Origin of the sequence: Gordonia otitidis NBRC 100426 (assembly GCF_000248075.1) — a bacterium.
In the GTDB taxonomy this organism is placed as follows: Bacteria; Actinomycetota; Actinomycetes; order Mycobacteriales; family Mycobacteriaceae; genus Gordonia; species Gordonia otitidis.
In genome coordinates this window covers 1-18,362 of the sequence record NZ_BAFB01000007.1, presented here as the reverse complement: position 1 = coordinate 18,362, position 18,362 = coordinate 1, and the positions used below count along the sequence as shown (strand labels likewise).

Below are 18,362 nucleotides of genomic sequence, written 5' to 3'. Positions count from 1 at the left end.
ACCCACCTCGACGCCGGCCGCATCGCCGTGGGCGAGGGCGCGAAAGCCGTTGCGCTCCATGCCCGCACAGCGTCGCAGCGCTATTCCGGCGAGGCGGACTGGTCTGAGATCGCACGCCTGAAGGATCACGTCACCGACGTCCCGGTCCTCGGCAACGGTGACATCTTCGAACCGCGTGACGCCGTGGCCATGATGGCGCAGACGGGGTGCGACGGAGTCGTCGTCGGACGCGGTTGCCTAGGCAGGCCATGGCTCTTCGCCGAACTCGCCGCGGAACTCAACGGACTGCCCGCACCCGCCGCACCGAATCTCGGTGAAGTCGCACAGATCATCGTCAGGCACGGCGAATTGCTCGCCGACCACCACGGCGAGGACAAGGGCATGCGCGAGATGCGCAAGCACGTCGCCTGGTATCTGCGTGGATTCCCCGCCGGGTCGGAGATCCGTTCGCGCATGTCACTCGTGTCGACGCTCGACGAATTGCGCGAACTGGTCGGTTCCCTGCCCGCTGACACACCGTTCCCCGACGACGGGCACGGTCCGCGCGGCCGCCAGGGATCACCCGCCAAGGTCGCGCTGCCCGACGGTTGGCTCGACGACCCCGACGAGGACGTCGTCCCCGCGGGCGCAGAGGTGATGCACTCCGGCGGTTAGCGCCGGTGCGTCGAACCGCACTCAGCGGGTTCTTCTCAGGACCGGTCAGTACTATGTCCGAAGGTCCCGCACCGGGGGATCTCAGTTCTTCCTGCGCGCCGCAGCGTTCAGCCCCGACGGGCGGCAGCGTCCACACCGGGGTACGAGGATTTGTCACGTGAGTCGTTGGACACCCAAGCCGCACGGCGACGAGCCGGGCGACCGGGGCGGCGCACGGCCGACGAACGATTCCTCTTCTTCCGGCAGCCCCGACCGTAACGACCCCACGTACGGCAGGCTTCGCGAGCCACGCTCCACCGACCGCTACGTCCGCGGGCGCAGTCGGATGACCGTCCGCGAGCTCATGGAGCAGATGAACGCAGACCCGGATGCGCGGCCCGGACAGTCGGTCGACGACTCGTCGCCCACCGAAGCCATCCCCCGCATCACCGGTCATCGTCCGGGGCGTCGTCGGGCTCAACGCGGCGCCTCCGATCACGCCCCCCGCCCCGACGAACCCAGGTCACGGCCACGGCCACCCGAACAGCCGGGAGCAGGCGAGGTCACGCGCAAGATCCCGATCGTCGGTGCTACACCGGAGCCGGTCGTCGACCTCAGCGACAAGGCGACCACCGAGCGCGTCGTCGAGGAGTCACGGGCCCAGGGGTCTCATGTCGAATCGACGTCCCCCGCCGGCGACAAGGACCCAGCCCCCGGCTCGACGACCGCCGAGCCGACGTCGGCCCCGACGCCCACCGCTGCGGCGCCGCCTCCTGCCGCCACCCCGATCCCCGACTCCGACGGGGCGCCCGACGGCCCGCCGCTCGAGCCGACACCCGATCTCACCGAGACGATCGCACTACGTTCGCGACCGCAACGTGTGGGACGACGACGCCGCGAACGCTCCCTGCGGCAGAACGCGACGTTCACGGGCCGCATCCTCGTCGCCATCGCCTGCGTCATGGCATTGGTCGGCACCGGCTTCGTCTGGGGCTACCTGAAGTCGTGGAACGGCAACTGGCGGACCATCGCCGCGGTCGATCCCGACGACGCGAACATTCGCAACAAGGACGCGCAGTACGGCGACGAGAACTATCTGATCGTCGGCACCGACACCCGCAGCGGCAACAACGGCAAGGTCGGCGCAGGTACCACCGCCGACGCCGAGGGTGCCCGCTCTGACACGGTGATCCTGGTCAACATCCCCGCCAACCGCAGCCGCGTCGTCGCGGTCTCGTTCCCGCGCGATCTGCAGGTCAATCGCCCCGACTGCCAGCAGTGGGACAACAGCTCCGGCACCTACACAGCCGATCTCCCCGGTGCCGACCAGGTCAAACTCAACAGTGTCTACGCCGACGGCGGACCCAAGTGCCTCGTGAAGGTCATCACCGAGATGAGTGGTTTGAACATCAACCACTTCATCGGCATGGACTTCTACGGATTCGAGAAGGTGGTGCGCGCGGTCGGCGGCGTCGAGGTCTGTTCGACCACCCCGCTCTACGACTACGAACTCGGTCAGATCCTGTCCAAGCCGGGCAAGCAGACGATCACCGGTCGCAAGGCACTCAACTACGTGCGGGCCCGCACCGTGTCGACAGAGGGCAATGGCGACTACGGCCGCATCAAACGCCAACAGCTGTTCATGTCGTCGCTGCTGCGGTCGACGCTCTCGGGCAACGTCCTGTCGAATCCGTCGAAACTCAACAGCATCGTCAACACCTTCATCCAGTACAGCTACGTCGACGGCGTCGACACCCAGTCGCTGCTCAAACTCGCCGACTCGATGCAGGGCATCGAAGCGGGCCGTGTGACGTTCCTGACCATCCCGACGTCGGGTACCGCCACGGACGGGTCGAACAACGAGATCCCCCGCACCGACGACATCAATGCGATCTTCAATGCGATCATCGACGACCAGCCGCTCCCCGGCGAGCAGGCCGCGAAGAAGAAGTCGGGCGGCAGCTCGTCGAAGAAGCAGACCACTGCCGCAGGCGCCACGACGACCAGTACGTCGGAGACGCCGACCGCGGTCTCGGCGACCGCGCAGAACCCCGGCAACGTCGGAGTTCGCGTGCTCAACGGCACGGGCAGGGCCGGCCAGGCCTCCGACGCCTCCGACCAGTTGACCGCGCAGGGGTTCGACGTCCGCGGCGTCGCCGACGCGTCCGAGAACCGCAGCGACACCGTCGTGCGATACGGCCCCGGCGAACAGGATTCGGCAGCGACCCTGGCAGCGATGTTCCCCGGCGCGAAGATCCAGAGCGACAAGACCGTCAAGTCCGGTGTCGAGGTGATTCTCGGCAGCGACTTCAGCGGGAGCGTCGGGACCGTCCCCGCAGTAGGCCAGACTCTCTCGGCCGAGCAGCTGCCCGCGGCGACCAACACCAGCAACCTGCCCAACGATCTCGCCGTGACCAACGCAGGCGACACCACCTGCTCCTGACAACCCTCACCGGGCGTTCACGGTGTGTTCACCACGCTCGAGACGGTGATCTGGCGCACGCACAGTACCCTTGAGTACATGCGTACCGCGTATCAAGAACAGCTGCATTCACTCAATGCGGTGCTCGGCGAAATGTGCGATCTGGCGGGTTCAGCCATGGACCGAGCCACCCAGGCCCTGCTACAGGCCGATCTCGCCATCGCCGAGGAAGTGCTGTCAGAGAACGACCGATTGTCCGAGTTGTCCGCGCGCGCCGAAGAGCAGGCATTCGCGCTTCTCGCGCTGCAGGCCCCCGTCGCCGGCGACCTACGCGGTGTCGTCAGTGGATTTCAGATCGTCGCCGACGTCGACCGTATGGGTGCGCTCGCATTGCACGTCGCCAAGGTTGCCCGGCGTCGCCATCCGGCCAAGGCACTGCCCGAAGAGGTCAACGGATACTTCGCGGAGATGGGCCGGCTCGCTGTCGCGTTGGCTGCCAATGCCCGCGAGGTTCTCGACACCCAGGATCCCGAGGCCGCAGCGCGTCTGCAGGAGGACGACGACGCGATGGACGACCTGCACCGTCATCTGTTCACGGTCCTCATGGATCGCGACTGGGAGCACGGCGTCGCCGCAGCCGTCGATGTCACCCTGCTCGGCCGCTATTACGAGCGCTTCGCCGACCACGCCGTCCTGATCGGTCGCCGCGTCGTGTTCCAGGCCACGGGCCAGACACCCGAGCAGTTCCAAGACGCTTCCTGACACACTCGACGCAACGACGTCGGCGGATCACACCCGGACTCGGGTTGTGATCCGCCGACGTTTTGCGTTGATGAGCTGCGCCTGACTTCACGGCTGACGGTCGGGCGGTCTAGGGTTGGTCGCCATGGGCGTGCACTATCCGGCGGAACCCGATTTCAACGCCGTACCCGACGACGAGGCCGAGCGACACTTCGGTCGGCGGCAGCTGTTCGTCTACGTCGGGGTGACGCTGTCGCTGTTGGCGCTTCTAATCATCCTGTTGCTCAACATGTGAGCCCGCGCCACACGGCTCGCACTCAGCCGAAGCGACCGGAGATGTAGTCCTCGGTCTCACGCTTGGTGGGGTGCGTGAAGATCGTCTCGGTGTCGCCGATCTCCACCAGCTGACCCGGTTGTCCGACGCCCTCGAGATTGAAGAACGCGGTCTGGTCGCTGACACGCGCCGCCTGCTGCATGTTGTGCGTGACGATGACGATGGTGAAATCCTTCTTGAGCTCACCCATCAGATCCTCGATCGCCAGTGTCGAGATCGGGTCGAGCGCGGAACACGGCTCGTCCATCAACAGGACGTCGGGCGACACCGCGATGGCACGCGCGATGCACAGTCGCTGCTGCTGGCCACCCGACAGTCCGCCGCCGGGCTTGTCGAGACGGTCCTTGACCTCTTCCCACAGGTTGGCACCGCGCAGGCTGCGCTCGGCAACCTCGTTGAGCTGCTTCTTGTTGCGGATGCCCTGCAGCCGCAGACCCGCGACGACGTTGTCGCGTATCGACATCGTCGGAAACGGATTGGGGCGCTGGAAGACCATACCGATCGTCGTGCGGACGCTGGTCGGGTTGACCTCTTTGGCGTAGATGTCCTCGCCGTCGAGCATCACGCTGCCCACCGCGTATGCGCCGGGGATCTCCTCGTGCATGCGGTTGAGCGTGCGCAGGACCGTCGACTTGCCACAGCCCGACGGGCCGATGAAAGCCGTGATGCTGTGCGGCGGGACGGCGAGCGTCACGTCCTTCACCGCGTGGAACTTGCCGTAGTAGATATTCAGATCTTTGATGTCGAGGCGCTTGGCCATGGCACTACTTTCTCGTGCTGGTGGGGGGCGTCACCTGGATTTGGGCGCCAGGTACTTCGCGAGCAGGGCCGCGATGATGTTGAGAACGGCGATGATGATGATCAGCGTGAGAGCCGCGCCCCAGTAGTAGAACGACGACGCCGGCTGGCTGGCCGCCCACATGTCCTTGATGAACAGCGGCAGCGAGTTCATGCCACCCTCGAACGGATTGGTCTTGACGAGTGAACTCGCCGGACCCGCGAGGATCAGCACCGGGGCCGTCTCGCCCATGATGCGCGCGATCGCCAGGAAGATGCCGCTGAGCATGCCCGACAGCGCGGTCGGTATCACGACGCGCATGATCGTCTTCCACTTCGGGATGCCGAGCGCGTACGACGCTTCGCGCAGTTCGTCGGGAACCAGTTTGAGCATCTCCTCCGACGACCGCACGACAATCGGGACCATCAGCAGGATCAGCGCGAGACTCACCATGAACGCGCTCTGTCCCATGGAGAGTCCGATGACGAACACCGTGAAGATGAACAGAGTGGCCACGATCGACGGAACGCCGGCGAGGATGTCGACCATGAAGCTGACGGGTTTGACCAGCTTCGACGTCGGATACTCGACGAGGAGGACCGCGGTGAGCACCGCGATCGGGACGGAGATGATCGTCGCGACGAGCGCCTGGATGACCGAGCCGACGATCGCCGGGGCGATACCCGCGCCGTAGTCGGTCGTCGTGTCCACCGCATACGCATCACCGAACCACCAGTGCGGATCGGTGATGGCACTCGCGCCGTTGGAGATCACGGTCCACAGCAACCACACCAGCGGGATCACGCCGAGGGCGAAGCAGGCGAAGAAGGCGATGCGCGCTCCGTTGTTCCGGATTCGACGGCTCAGTGAGATCTCTCGGAACGCGGACGGGTGCTGTTTGACGGGTCCGCCGCCCGCGCCTTTGTCCAGTGCGATGCTCATCCGTTGACCTTTCCGCCTGCGACCACGCGGGCGATCGCGTTCACCACGAACGTCAGGAGGAAGAGCACCAGTCCGGCGGCGATGTAGGCGCTCTGCGTGTCCTGGCTACCGACGAACTCGCCGACGTCACGAGCGATCTTCGACGCGAACGTGTCGCCACCCTCGAACAGCGACCATTTGAGACGACCGACCGCCGCACTCAGGATGATCATCACCGCGATCGTCTCGCCGAGAGCACGACCGAGGGCGAGCATCGCCGCGGCGATCATGCCGGAGCGACCGTACGGGAAGGACGTCATCCGGATGACCTCCCATTTGGTCGCGCCGAGCGCGAGAGCGGCTTCTTTCTGCCCCGGTGGCGTCTGCCGCAGCACCTCTCGGGTGATGGACGTGATGATCGGCAGCATCATGATCGCGAGCACGACTCCGGCGGTGAAGATCGTGCCTCCACCGCGCACCGACGTGCTCCCGGCGGAGAACAGGAAGAACCAACCCAGGACGTCGTTCAGCCATCCGGCGACCGGTGCGATGACGGGAGCGAGGATGTAGATGCCCCAGAGCCCGAAAATGATCGACGGCACCGCGGCGAGCAGGTCGATCACTGCTGCGAGCGGTCGGGCGATCTGTCGAGGTGCGTACTCCACCAGGAACACCGCGATCCCGATGGCGATCGGCGTGGCGATGACCAGGGCGAACAGCGAGGTCAGCACCGTCGCACGGAACAACTCCCAGATACCGAACCGCACGGTGTCGTTGTCGAAGTTCGACGAACTGACGTCCCAGTCGGAGGAGAAGATGAAGTTGCCGTGATTCGCCACCATCGCCGGTATGGCATTGATGATCAGCGCAATGCCGATACCGGCGACGAGGACGACGACGAAGAAGCCCGTACCCCGGGCGAGATAGGAGAAGATGCGGTCGCCCATGGCACCGCGGTGACTGCGCAGGCCCGGGTGGATCTGCTCGTCGAGTTGCTCGTCGGAGTCGGCGGGCAACTGCTCGGGCGATTCAGGGGGCTGCGCGCCGGGTTCGGGCGGGGTCTCCGCCTTCCCCCGGCCCACACCGGTGGTGTCATCCACAGACATAACTCATATCGCTTCTCAGTCGGTGATCTTCGTGTGTTGCTACTACTGCAGGGCGTTGATCGACGACGTCAGCTTCTGCTGGAAGTCGCTCGGTAGCGGGATGTAGCCCGCGTTGATCAGGTCCTGGCCCTGGTTTTGAGGTGCAGATGCGACCGACAGGAACGTCTTGACTCCCTGTCCTACCGAAGTATCGGCGTACTTCGAGCACACGATCGAATATGTTGCCAGAACGATCGGGTAGGCGCCCGCGGTGGTCGGCTTGTAGAACGATTCGGTGTCGATGACCATGTTGTGGTTCTCGGGACCGTTCTTGAGCTTCGCCGATTCGATGGTCTTACCGCCGGTCTCGGCGTTCAGCGCGACACCACTCTTGTCCTGGTCGGTGATGATCTTGGCCATTGACAGCTTGTTGGACTGTGCGTACGCCCACTCGACGTAGGCGATCGAGCCGGGAGTCGGTTTCACTGCGGAACCGACACCGGGGTTGCCCTGCTTACCTTCGCCGACACCACCGTTGAAGGTCTTGCCCGCGCCCTTGGTCCAGCCACCCGCGGCGGTCAGGTACTTCTGGAAGTTGTCGGTCGTTCCCGACTGGTCGGCGCGGTAGATCACGCTGATCGGGGTGGCGGGCAGGGTCTTGCCCGGGTTGTCGGCGGCGATCGCAGGATCGTTCCAGGTCTTGGCCTCACCGCTGAAGATCTTGGACAGCGTCGGACCGGAGAGCGCGAGGTCGTCGACTCCGTCGATGTTGTAGGTCACGGCGATCGGTCCGAAGACGAGCGGCAGCTGCCACGCCTCGGAACCGCAACGCTGCGCGGCCTTCTGGATCTCGTCACCCTTGAGCGGCGAGTCGGAGCCGCCGAAGTCGGTGAGGTTCTGGGTGAAGTCGGACACGCCCTGACCCGAACCGCCGCCGCCGTAGGCGAGTTCGTGACCCGGGCAGGTCTTCGCGAACGACGTGGAGAAGATCTTCATGGCGTTGGCCTGGGCTGTGGAACCGCTCGCCTTGAGCGACTGCTTGCCCTCACACTTGATGTCGGTCACCGCGGATGCGGGCGCCGCGCTGGTGCCCCCCTTGTCCGCGTTGCTGCTACACGCACCGAGAACGAGGGCGGAACTGGCCGCCATCACGGCGACAGCAGCTCCTGTACGACTCAATTTCACTTTCTGGTTCCCTCCAGCATCAGAACATGGCAGTTCCGCCGTGCGGCGTTGCCCGGTCGCACTGACAGTAGGGTGCGCTGGTGGACGGCCCGGACACCAAAGGTGAACGGAAGATGAATTGGACATTCGAGGCAGCCACTCTTATTAGGTAAGGCTTTGTTAAAGTCTCCGGTAATGAGCTGCCCGGCCCCCCACCTCGAGACGCCACGCCCCGTGACCGGCGGGGCCATCGACGTGCACCACGCTGCTCGACGCAGTGCCATCGTCCTCGGCCCACTCGATCTCCCGGACGCCGGCACCGCGACCGCTCGACTCCTCCGCTTCGCCGAGATCGGCCCACAGGCACGAATCGGACTGCAACCGTCGACCAACCGTCGTGGATGGTTCTTCGCACCCGGTGCACTCGCTTCCGCCGTACACACGGTGCCCCCGACCGACGAACCCCGAACGCTGCTCGACGCGTTGTCGACGCTCCCGTCAGACCAGCTCCGTGTCATCCTCAGCGGCGAACACGTGGCCATCGACTACGACCACGGACTCGGCGACACCACCCTGCTCAACACCATCGTCGACGTCCTGCTCGGCGTCGCCGATCACGAGGACCTCGCGTCGTCGCGGCACCGCACATCGACGCGCGCATTGGCGATCGCCGGTGCGGCGACGCTGTGCGATCCACGACGGATCGTCGCGCTCGCGCGGATGCATCGGTCCCGCGACTACCGTGCGCCGCAGACCTGCGAGATGGGTCGGGTCGATCCGCCACGCGAGACCACGAGTGTCTTCGTAAGGATCGGCGCCGACGTGGTGGAGTCGATGCGCGCGGCGCGGAGAGCACATGCCCCCGGTGTCGGGATGTTCACCATTCACACCGTCGCCCTGGTGCGTGCGCTGACGGCCGCGGGAGTGCGGGTCAATCCGATGGTCACACTGCCGTTCGACGCGAGGGCCTACCTGCCGGGCACCGTGCGCACGATGGCGAACTTCGCGGCCGGTCTCGACTTCGTCGTCCTCCCCGATACCCCACCAGCGGCCCTGCAGGCCCAACTCGCATCGGCGACGAGGATGGGACGGCCAGTGGCGAATTTGCTTGTGACAGCCCTGAAGTCGCGGCTCGAGCAACACCGTGGTCGTTCCGGACTCCCGGACCAGCGATCAGTCGCGCCGACAGGAGAGGCCGCCGTCGACCTCCTGCACTCGTCGGGAGGAGTGGTTCCCGGGCGGGACGGCCGCTGGCGTTTCGTCGACGACGACCGGGCGTTCGTCATCGGTGTCGCCGACCCTCCGGCTCCTACCGGGCTGACCGTCACCAGCACGTTGGCCGCTGGGAGTCTGTGTCTGACCGCCACCTTCCGCCCTGATGTCGTCGCCAGGGAAGCGGTCGCCGCCGCACTCGCCGACCTTCCGGCGCAGACCCTGGGGGGTTTGGTTAGCCTTCCCTAATCCCATGGGTTAGGCTACCGGGGTCCGTCGCCCCGCATGTCGTCCGGAGTCGAAGTTGCCGCACCCGCATCCGCAGCACCCCGCCACGCCCTCTCTGTCGGCGATCATCTGCTGCTACACCTTCGCGCGCACCGAGCTTCTCGACAGGTCCATCTCCGCGACACATGCCCAACTGCGCGACGGCGACGAGCTTGTCGTCGTTGTCGATCACAACGACGATCTGCTCGCAGCACTGCAAGCGCGACTCGACGGCACGGCTGTCAGGGTCACCGCGTCGTCGGGACCTCGTGGCCTGTCGGGGGCCCGCAACACCGGCTCGACGACAGCGCGCGGCGACGTCCTGGTGTTCATCGACGACGATGCCGAGCCCGCACCTGGGTCGTTCGAAGCGATCCGGACGAGGTTCGCCGACGACGACGTCAGCGCCATCGGTGGCGCAGTCGAGGCGAACTGGCTTGTACCACAACCGACATGGTTCCCAGATGAGTTCGGATGGGTCGTCGGATGCGACTACCGCGGACTTCCGGCCGACGGCGCGCGGATCCGCAATCCGATCGGAGCGGCGATGGCCGTGCGTCGTGATCGACTCGACGCGATCGGCGGCTTTTCCGCGCTCCTGGGACGTCGCAACGACCTACCCGCGGGCTGCGAGGAAACCCTGATGGGAATCGCCCTCTACCAGCGCTTCCCGGGTACGACGATCGTTCGGGACACCGGTTTCCTGGTGCATCACGCGGTCTCCACCGGCCGGGACCGGTTCTCCTACTTTGCCCGTCGGTGTTACGAGGAAGGGCGGTCCAAGGCGACGTTGTCTCGACTGACCTCTACCGACGCGGCACTGGCTGCCGAACGCGGATACGCGACCCGCACTCTCCCGGCGGGCATCTGGCGCTCACGCCGAACTCCGACACGCGTCGGCGCACTGGTTGCCGGACTGGTCGCGACCTGCGCCGGATTCGCCGTCGGTACGGTGGGTGCGCTTCGACGCGGCGCACCTGTGAACTCCAGCGAGCCCTCCAGAGAAGTGAGTCCCGTCAGATGAGAATCCTCCGACTCCTCGCCGACCCACGCATCACGCTGGTCGCCGCGTTGGTCGTGCTGCAGTACTTCGCCGCCGAATGGGTGGTGTCGGCCACGTGGCGTGGTCACTACTCGTACCGGACCGATCAGCTCGGGCCGCTGGGACTCGAATTCTGTGGACCACAGGGGCGTTGGCCCTGCAGTGCGCTCTACCCCGTGATGAATGTGAGCCTGGTTCTCACCGGCCTCGCCATCTCGACCGTTGCGGCGAGTTGGGCGCTACGACGCATCGTCACGTTCCCCCACGCCGGCGCGTTGGTGATTTCCGGGGTCGGACTGGCGGTCAGCGGAATCATCACCGAGAAGGCCGACTATCAACATCATTCCGCCGCACTCACGACGTTCTTCGTCCTCGCGTCGGTCGGGATCGCGATGGTCGGATTCTCCGGTTCCACACGCTTGACGCCGGGTATCCGCGCGATCGCGGCGCTTGCCGGAACCGTCGCGACGGTCGCATTCATCTCCTACGCAACGGGTCTCACCGGATGGTTCGGGTCGGGCGGCACCCAGCGACTGATCGTCTACCCGATCCTCGTGGCAGTCGTCGTCGCCGGGGTGTCGAGTGGACGGGTCCGCGCTCCCCGAGATCGGTCGAGCGGCGCCGCGGGCGCAGAGCCGATCCAACCCGCGCCGGTGACCAGCGGATGAAACGCCAACTCGTGTGCGCGGTCACCGGCATGCTCGCCCTCTCGCTCACGGCATGCGCGCTACCGCGCGGAACCGCCGATCCCGCAACGGACACCGCCGATACGCACGTCGTCTCCGACGAATTCGACGGTCCAGCGGGCCCCATCGGCGGAGTGTGGACGGCCGAGACCGGAGGTGGGGGCTGGGGCAACGGAGAACAGCAGGTCTACACCGACAGCACGGACAACGTGAGGCTCGACGGCAAGGGCCATCTGCTGATCTCCGCGCGGCGCGACGGCGACACGATCACCTCGGCCCGCCTCACCACCCGCGGCAAGTACTCCCTGCTCTACGGCACCGTCTCGGCGCGCATCTCGCTTCCGTCCGGTCAGGGACTGCATCCGGCGTTCTGGCTTCTCGGCGACTCCCTCGACGAGGTCGGCTGGCCACGCGCAGGAGAGATCGACGTGATCGAGACACTGAACGCCGCAACCGATTACCACACCGGAATCCACACGCCTGCAGACTCCGACCCTCGCGGACAGAATCTCTCGGCTTCGGGTCCCGCACCTTTCCCGCTCGCCGACACATTTCACACCTACTGGATACGCAAGTCGCCCGGTCACATCGTCACCGGTATCGACGACCGCGAGCTGTTCTCCGTGACACCGTCCGATCTCGCCGCGGACTCCCAATGGGTGTTCGACGCCCCCTTCCACGTCCTCCTCAACGTCGCCGTCGGAGGCGACTGGCCCGGCCCGCCGTCAGCCGACACCACCTTCCCCGCCACGATGACGGTCGATTGGATTCGGGTGACCACAACCGAACGGAGCTCCGGCACATGACCGATTTGTTCACGGCGCCAGTCGAACTGCACCCGGTCATGCCCAGCACGGGAGGACCGCAATGGCCCGATGCGACCTGGATCGGGCAACTCGACACAGCAGAGCTCGCACACACGACACGATCGGTCGGCGACACCGTCGTCTGTCGTCCGGTCGACGCCGAGGGGTACACCCGTGCGCGGATACTCATCCGTGATTCCGGTGTGCCCGTCCGTTTCGCGGAGACGCCGCTGCAGAACGGGCTCGCGACCGTGTCGATTCCACCGGCGACACAGGCGAGTATCCCCGCTGTGTCTGATCAACCCGTGTCGATCGTGGTGTGCACGCGCGAGCGCCCTGCGGATCTGCGATTCGCCCTGGAATCGCTCGCGCGCCTTGCGCATCCCTCACTCGAGATCATCGTCGTCGACAACGCACCCCTGACCGACGCGACCGCTCGGGTCGTCGAGCAGTTCGGTGACGAGCGTGTGCGGCTGGTCACCGAACCGGTGCCCGGTCTGTCGGCCGCACGGAACACAGGGTTGGTGGCGGCCTCTCACGAGATAGTCGCGTTCACCGACGACGATGTGGTGGTCGACCCCCGCTGGATCGCGGGCCTGCTGGCGGGTTTCGCACGCGCAGACGACGTCGCCTGCGTGTGCGGACTCGTTCCCAGCGGCGAATTACGCACGCCCGCACAGGCATACTTCGACTGGCGGGTCTCCTGGGCCGACAACATCACCGCACGACGGTACTCCCTGGACGATCCGCCAGAGGACGTCCCGCTGTTCCCGTACCAGGTCGGTATCTACGGGACCGGAGCGAACTTCGCCGTCCACCGGGATCGCATCGTGCGCCTCGGCGGGTTCGACGAGGCGCTGGGGGCAGGCACGAAGACGATGGGCGGCGAGGATCTCGACATGTTCCTCCGCGTTCTCGTAGCCGGGTACAGCCTGGTGTCCGAGCCGTCGGCGATCGTCTGGCACCGACATCGCAGCGACAACGACGCCCTTCTCTCCCAGGCGCGAGGTTACGGCGCCGGTCTCGGCGCCGTGTTGACCAAGATCGCGTGCGATGCCGCACACCGGCGACTTGCCTTCTCCGTACTGCGCAGGCGTTTTCGCGCGGTCTCACGCGCATCGGCTGCCTACGGCGGTGTCTGCCGTCCGCCCGACAGCGTCCTCGTCGACATCTCGGCCTCGGTCGGCCGCGTCGAGGTGTTCTCGGTGTTGCGCGGTCCGCTGGCACTTGCGCGAGGTCGATGGACGCGCAGGAACGCGACACCGCTACTCGCGGGCGGCCGTCGCAGGACACACACCGGAGCGAGCACATGACACCGACAGCGGCGACGCCGACACCGACTGCACCGACTCCGAACGGGTCGGCATCGAACTCAGAAGCATCGAGCGCACGCACCGACGCCGTCGACTCACCGGCGCCGTCGACGACGGCGACCGAACGGAGACAGGCGGTCACGTATCGACTGTCCGACGTCGCGCTCATCTCAGCGCTGCTCGGCCTCCTCGGTCTCGTGCCGTTGCCGACCGCGGTGCGTGCGCTGCTCGTCGCAGCGTTCGTGTTCATCGGCCCCGGGGCGGCGATCGCCACCTGGGTGCAGGTACCACGACGTGTTCTTCCTGCCGTCATCGTCACGCTCAGCATGTCGGTGACGACCATCGTCGCCATCGGCGCGATGTGGTCGTATCGCTGGCATCCCACGTCCATCCTGGTCGTCGGATGTCTGGCAGTTCTGTGCAGCAGCCTCTCATCGTACGTTCGCACGCGTTCGGCACCGCCCCTACGTCAGTGGCACACCGATCTCGCGTCACGCGCGCTGAGTTCGTTGCGCAGCATCGGATTCGACGTGTCCGTCGTCTTCCTCGGTCTCGCTGTGATCCTCTGGGTGGTCGCGTTGTCGATCGGGCTTCCGGGCGTCGACGCCAGCTTCTTCGGTCTACTCTTCTCCGGCGCGGGCACACTACTCATCCCCGCGGTCGTTCTCGTCGCCACAGCATTCGTGATCGCTGTCGCGCGGCGTCGAACGCCGACCGCGGTGGCGGCGCTGGTCGCGCTGATCGTGATCGAGCGCGGTACCACCTGGCTCGGAACCGAAGTGCCGCTGTACGAATGGACCTACAAACACATCGCTGTCGTGCGGTACGTGCTGGCACACGACCTCATCCAGCCCAACGGCACCGACATCTATGCCCAGTGGCCGGCATTCTTCGTCACGACGGCCTGGTTCTCCGACGTCACCGGCCTCGATCCCATGACCCTCGCGCATGCCTTCGCGCCGGTCATCCACGTGCTCATCGCGGTCATCGTGTACTCGGCATCACGGACCATCGGGGCATCGAGGCGTGTGGCGGTCACCGCGGCATTCTGCGTCGAGATGGTCAACTGGGTTGCTCAGGACTACTTCTCACCACAGGCGTGGACACTGGTCATCGCCTATGGGCTGCTGACGATGCTGATCGCCTCACGGCACCACCGGCAGATGGGCGTTCTCGCCATCATCCCCTTCGCCGCGATCGTTCCCACACATCAACTCACCCCGTTCTGGGCGCTCGCCGCCGCCGTCGCGCTCGTCATCTTCCGACAGATGCGACCGTGGTGGGCGGTGGCGGTGATGATCGGTATAGCGGGCGCATACCTGGCCCTCAACTTCGACGCAGTGGCACCATACGGAATCCTCTCGGGAGGCAATCCGGTGAGCAATGCCACCAGCAACGTCACCGCTTCCGGGGTGCCTGCCAAGGAGATCACCTCGCTGGTCTGTCGGGCTCTGTCTGCCGGCGTCCTGCTCCTCGCTGGTCTCGCCGCCGTCGCCGGGTGGAAGAACAAACGTCCGTACGTGATCGCCTGCGCGATCGTGGCGTTCTCTCCTCTCGCGCTCCTGCTCGGGCAGAGTTACGGGGGTGAGGCAATCTTCCGCGTCTACCTGTACTCACTGCTGGGCTGCGGGTTGCTCGTCGCACCGTATGTCGTTGCGGCTCTTGACGGTTTTCGGGACGGTCGACGTCGTCTTCTCGCCGCGGCCGCTGCAGTCGCCGTCGTCGTGGCCGCACTCGCCGGCGCCTATTCGTACTTCGCCCTGTGGCCGACGGTGGTAGAGACGCGGGAGCAGGTGAACGCCATCGACCGCATCACCGCGAACACTCCGCCCGGCACGCGCATCATCATGCTGTACGGGGCGGGACTGCCCGCCCGGATCAACGACAACTACGCGCCGCTGACGCTCGCCAATCCTTACTTCGATTATCCGTTGTCGTACGAATTGGCTGACACCCGTGGCACTTTCCCAACTCCGGAGCAGCTCGGTTGGCTCGAATGGAAAGTCGGCGAGACCGACAAGCCGACAATCGTCGCGTTCACGACGCAGTCGCGACGGGTCATCGAGTACTACGGAGAGTACGGACCTGGCGCGCCGGCCGAGTTCGAGGACATCATGCGTCAGACACCGGGTTGGCGGACCATCTACGAGAATTCCGACACCCTTGTGCTCGAGCATGATCCGACGGCCGCACCCCGATAGGCGGACTCGTGGCCGGGAAGCGGGGGCTGTCCCGTCCTAGGCCGGGTCGGCGACCCGGGCGCGCCGCACCGCCCGGTGTGTTCGGCGCTCGTACTCGATGGTGCGGAGGACACGGAACCCGTCACTGAAGGCATTGAGGTTGCTGCGCCCGTGGATTCGGCAGCTCTCGTGGGAGCCGACCTCGCTGATGGACAGGCCCCCGCGTGCCATGCGCACGTTGATGACCGTCTCGATCTCGAAGCCGTCACCCCACTGATGGTCGACGAGCGCGGTGTCGGGGAGGTCGAGCACCACGAGGTGCCGACGCCAGAAGGCGTTGTAGCCGTAGCAGAGGTCGGCGAATGTGGTGCCGAAGATCCGGTTGACGAGGAAGTTCAACCCCTTGTTGCCCAGTCGGCGGAACGTCGTGATGTCATCACTGCCACCGCCATGGGAAAAGCGGCTTCCCTTCGCGAGATCTGCACCGCCGACCAGTGTTTCGACGAATCGGGGGATCTCCGCAGGATCGGTGGAGCCGTCCGCGTCGATCATCACGATGATATCGCACGTCGCGGCAGCGAAACCGCATGCGAGTGCGTTGCCCTTGCCCGCCCTGGTCTGGGAGATGATCACGGCGTCTGGCCAGAGCCTGCGCGCGACCCGCATCGTGTCGTCGACAGAGTTCCCGTCGACAACAACGATCTGGTCGACAGCGGGCATCCGCTCGGCGACGTAGGGCAGGTTCAGAGCCTCGTTGCGCGCCGGGATGACGACGGTCACGGTGGGCGCCTGAGGCGCGTCCGAACCCGGGTCGTCGGGCGCTTCCGGCTCGAATTCGTGCTCGAATTCGGTCATTTCATCGTCTACCGCGCGCGGAGTATCCCCGTTGTACGTGTCCGTCACCGATCTCCCCTTCGTATGAGGTCGTGGTCATCGTCGCGGTATCGGCACCAGACCGCACTCCGGTTGCCCGGCTCGCCCAACCGTACTAGATAAGGGTAGGCTTACGAAACCTGAAGAGAAAACTTGTCGTTGCGACCGTGCTCACAGTTGCCACCGATCATCCGAGCGGACGACACGATCAGACGTCTCAGAACGAGATGCGGAGGGGGACCGTGAGAACATCTGACGCGCCACAACATTCGACGCGGACCCAGGTTGCGATCATCGGCGCTGGCCCCGCAGGCCTGACGTTGGCCCACATGCTCGCCGGTCAGGGCATCGACGCCGTGGTACTCGAGCGACAGACCGAGGACCACGTACGTTCACGAGTCCGCGCGGGCGTCATCGAGAACTCGACCGTCGACGTCCTCACCGAACTCGGTGTCGCCGACCGTCTCCACCGTGAAGCTCTGGTGCACAACGGTTTCTATATCCGCCTCGAGCGCACGACCCATCATCTCGACTTCCATCGGCTCAGCGGCCGCAACGCATACGTCTACGGCCAGGCCGAGATCGTGGCCGATCTCATCGACGGACTCCGCGCCGTGGGACGTGAGCCGGTCTTCCGCGCCGAAGAGGTGTCACTGCACGATTTCGACGGCACCGCGCCATCTGTCGAGTACATGCTCGACGGCGTCAGACACCGCGTCGACGCCGACGTCATCGCCGCCTGCGACGGTTTCCACGGCGTCGGCCGGGCCACACTCGCGCCGTACACGGAGACTCTCGAACGCACGTATCCCTTTGCCTGGCTGGGGATTCTCGCGCGATCCACCCCGGTCACCGAAGAAGGCATGTACTGCGCCCACCCGGATGGTCTGTCCGTACACAGCATGCGCGGACCACAATTGAGCAGACAGTACCTGCAGGTGCCCGCCGACACCCGACTCACGGACTTCACCGACGAACAGATCTGGACCGAGCTCGCGCGGCGCAGCGCGGCCGACGACCATCCGCCGTTGCAGACCGGTGAGATCATCGACCGCAGCCTCGCCCCACTGCGTAGCGTCGTGACCCAGCCCATGCAACTCGGCTCGTTGTTCTTGTTGGGCGACGCCGCGCACATCGTCCCGCCCACCGGCGCGAAGGGACTCAACCTTGCGGTGTCGGACGCGTGCGTGCTCTCCCATGCACTGGGCGCCTTCTACGCGACGGGCAAGCGTGAAGAACTCGACGCCTACACCGCCCGCGCCCTGCCGAGGATCTGGCAGGCGCAGTCGTTCTCGTGGAATCTCACGTCACTCCTCCACAAATTCTCCGACGACCCGTTCGACTGGGAACTCCGTCGCGCACGCCTATTGCGGTGGACGTCATCCCTCGACGAGCAACGCGCACTCGGCGAGATCTACCTAGGCCTGCCATTCCCGACGTCGTGGCGGTTCACGTGAGCCCCGGTGTCGCGGGCGGCCACCGGATGATCGAGATGTATTCCGAACACGTTGCGCAACAAGGCGACCGATTCGTTCATCGTCACCGGCTCGGTCACCCGCGTTCCGTCGGATCCGGTGGTCACCAGTCGGTATCCGCGCTCTCCCGGGCGTGCGGTCAGGGTGTGGCGACGCTCACCGTCGTCACGTGTGCAGATCACCGATCCCGTGAATCTCGACGCCGGGTCGGTGCTGTGCCACCGTGCCATCGCGGCGAACTCGTGGAGTGGTCGCACCGCCCCGTCGAGCACGTAGCCGCCGCCTGCACTTCGCACGTCCCACGTCCGTGGATCATCGAGGTCTATCTCCGCGGTGACCATGTCGCCACCGAAGCCGACGTCGACGAGATGGACGCGGTGACCGGTGCCGATGGCGACGGCCATGTGACCGAGTGGCAGACCGAATCCCG

At 65.8% G+C, this 18,362-nt stretch carries 17 protein-coding genes; 11 read left to right on the top strand and 6 right to left on the bottom strand.

Features of this window, described 5'->3' with window-relative positions:
• The 4 genes from GOOTI_RS01210 to GOOTI_RS25945 all read left to right on the top strand — a co-directional run.
• A partial coding sequence (locus tag GOOTI_RS01210; protein WP_007236725.1) for a tRNA-dihydrouridine synthase occupies positions 1-654 on the top strand: 654 nt, incomplete at its 5' end.
• Positions 655-811: 157 nt separating this feature from the next.
• Complete coding sequence (locus GOOTI_RS01205) at positions 812-3,076, top strand: LCP family protein (RefSeq protein WP_007236724.1); 2,265 nt, start codon at positions 812-814, stop codon at positions 3,074-3,076.
• A gap of 78 nt (positions 3,077-3,154) precedes the next feature.
• Positions 3,155-3,817 (top strand): phosphate signaling complex protein PhoU, encoded by a 663-nt coding sequence (phoU, locus tag GOOTI_RS01200; protein ID WP_039993068.1) that lies wholly within the window; start codon positions 3,155-3,157, stop codon positions 3,815-3,817.
• A 124-nt stretch (positions 3,818-3,941) separates the two neighbouring features.
• Positions 3,942-4,091, top strand: a complete 150-nt coding sequence (locus GOOTI_RS25945; RefSeq protein WP_169315777.1) for a hypothetical protein — start codon at positions 3,942-3,944, stop codon at positions 4,089-4,091.
• 22 nt (positions 4,092-4,113) lie between these two features.
• Here GOOTI_RS25945 and pstB read toward each other — a convergent pair whose 3' ends face one another.
• The 4 genes from pstB to pstS are packed head-to-tail and all read right to left on the bottom strand — an operon-like array spanning position 4,114 to position 8,099.
• Positions 4,114-4,890 carry a phosphate ABC transporter ATP-binding protein PstB gene (pstB, locus tag GOOTI_RS01195; protein WP_007236721.1) on the bottom strand — a complete coding sequence of 259 codons (777 nt, stop codon included), beginning with the start codon at positions 4,888-4,890 and terminating at the stop codon, positions 4,114-4,116.
• Between the two features lie 30 nt (positions 4,891-4,920).
• Entirely contained in the window at positions 4,921-5,850 is a 930-nt protein-coding gene (pstA, locus tag GOOTI_RS01190) for a phosphate ABC transporter permease PstA (protein WP_007236720.1), read from the bottom strand.
• Complete coding sequence (pstC, locus tag GOOTI_RS01185) at positions 5,847-6,935, bottom strand: phosphate ABC transporter permease subunit PstC (protein WP_007236719.1); 1,089 nt, start codon at positions 6,933-6,935, stop codon at positions 5,847-5,849. Before pstC ends, pstA begins: the two co-directional genes overlap by 4 nt.
• 42 nt (positions 6,936-6,977) lie before the next feature.
• Positions 6,978-8,099 (bottom strand): phosphate ABC transporter substrate-binding protein PstS, encoded by a 1,122-nt coding sequence (pstS, locus tag GOOTI_RS01180; RefSeq protein ID WP_039993063.1) that lies wholly within the window; start codon positions 8,097-8,099, stop codon positions 6,978-6,980.
• Positions 8,100-8,273: 174 nt separating this feature from the next.
• Between pstS and GOOTI_RS01175 the strand changes: the two genes are divergently transcribed.
• Genes GOOTI_RS01175 through GOOTI_RS01150 form a run of 6 tightly spaced genes read left to right on the top strand, consistent with a single transcriptional unit; the run spans position 8,274 to position 15,605 of the window.
• On the top strand, positions 8,274-9,539 hold the full coding sequence (locus GOOTI_RS01175) for a hypothetical protein (protein WP_039993061.1): 1,266 nt from the start codon (positions 8,274-8,276) through the stop codon (positions 9,537-9,539).
• Positions 9,540-9,594: 55 nt separating this feature from the next.
• A complete protein-coding gene (locus GOOTI_RS01170; RefSeq protein WP_007236716.1) occupies positions 9,595-10,581 on the top strand; it encodes a glycosyltransferase family 2 protein in 987 nt (328 codons plus the stop codon).
• The gene (locus tag GOOTI_RS24600) at positions 10,578-11,267 is read left to right on the top strand and encodes a DUF998 domain-containing protein (RefSeq protein ID WP_007236715.1); all 690 of its coding nucleotides are present in this window, start codon (positions 10,578-10,580) and stop codon (positions 11,265-11,267) included. The genes GOOTI_RS01170 and GOOTI_RS24600 overlap by 4 nt, the downstream gene beginning before the upstream one ends.
• Complete coding sequence (locus GOOTI_RS01160) at positions 11,264-12,091, top strand: glycoside hydrolase family 16 protein (RefSeq protein WP_007236714.1); 828 nt, start codon at positions 11,264-11,266, stop codon at positions 12,089-12,091. The genes GOOTI_RS24600 and GOOTI_RS01160 overlap by 4 nt, the downstream gene beginning before the upstream one ends.
• Positions 12,088-13,404 (top strand): glycosyltransferase family 2 protein, encoded by a 1,317-nt coding sequence (locus GOOTI_RS01155; RefSeq protein WP_007236713.1) that lies wholly within the window; start codon positions 12,088-12,090, stop codon positions 13,402-13,404. The genes GOOTI_RS01160 and GOOTI_RS01155 overlap by 4 nt, the downstream gene beginning before the upstream one ends.
• A complete protein-coding gene (locus GOOTI_RS01150; protein ID WP_007236712.1) occupies positions 13,401-15,605 on the top strand; it encodes a hypothetical protein in 2,205 nt (734 codons plus the stop codon). Before GOOTI_RS01155 ends, GOOTI_RS01150 begins: the two co-directional genes overlap by 4 nt.
• Positions 15,606-15,641: 36 nt before the next feature.
• Here the strand turns inward: GOOTI_RS01150 and GOOTI_RS01145 are convergent, their stop codons facing one another.
• A complete protein-coding gene (locus GOOTI_RS01145) occupies positions 15,642-16,439 on the bottom strand; it encodes a glycosyltransferase family 2 protein (RefSeq protein ID WP_083835819.1) in 798 nt (265 codons plus the stop codon).
• A gap of 245 nt (positions 16,440-16,684) precedes the next feature.
• Between GOOTI_RS01145 and GOOTI_RS01140 the strand changes: the two genes are divergently transcribed.
• Entirely contained in the window at positions 16,685-17,914 is a 1,230-nt protein-coding gene (locus tag GOOTI_RS01140) for a 4-hydroxybenzoate 3-monooxygenase (RefSeq protein WP_007236710.1), read from the top strand.
• Here the strand turns inward: GOOTI_RS01140 and GOOTI_RS01135 are convergent.
• Positions 17,872-18,362, bottom strand: a 491-nt coding sequence (locus tag GOOTI_RS01135) for an arylamine N-acetyltransferase (protein WP_007236709.1), incomplete at its 5' end; no start/stop codon positions are given. The genes GOOTI_RS01140 and GOOTI_RS01135 overlap by 43 nt on opposite strands.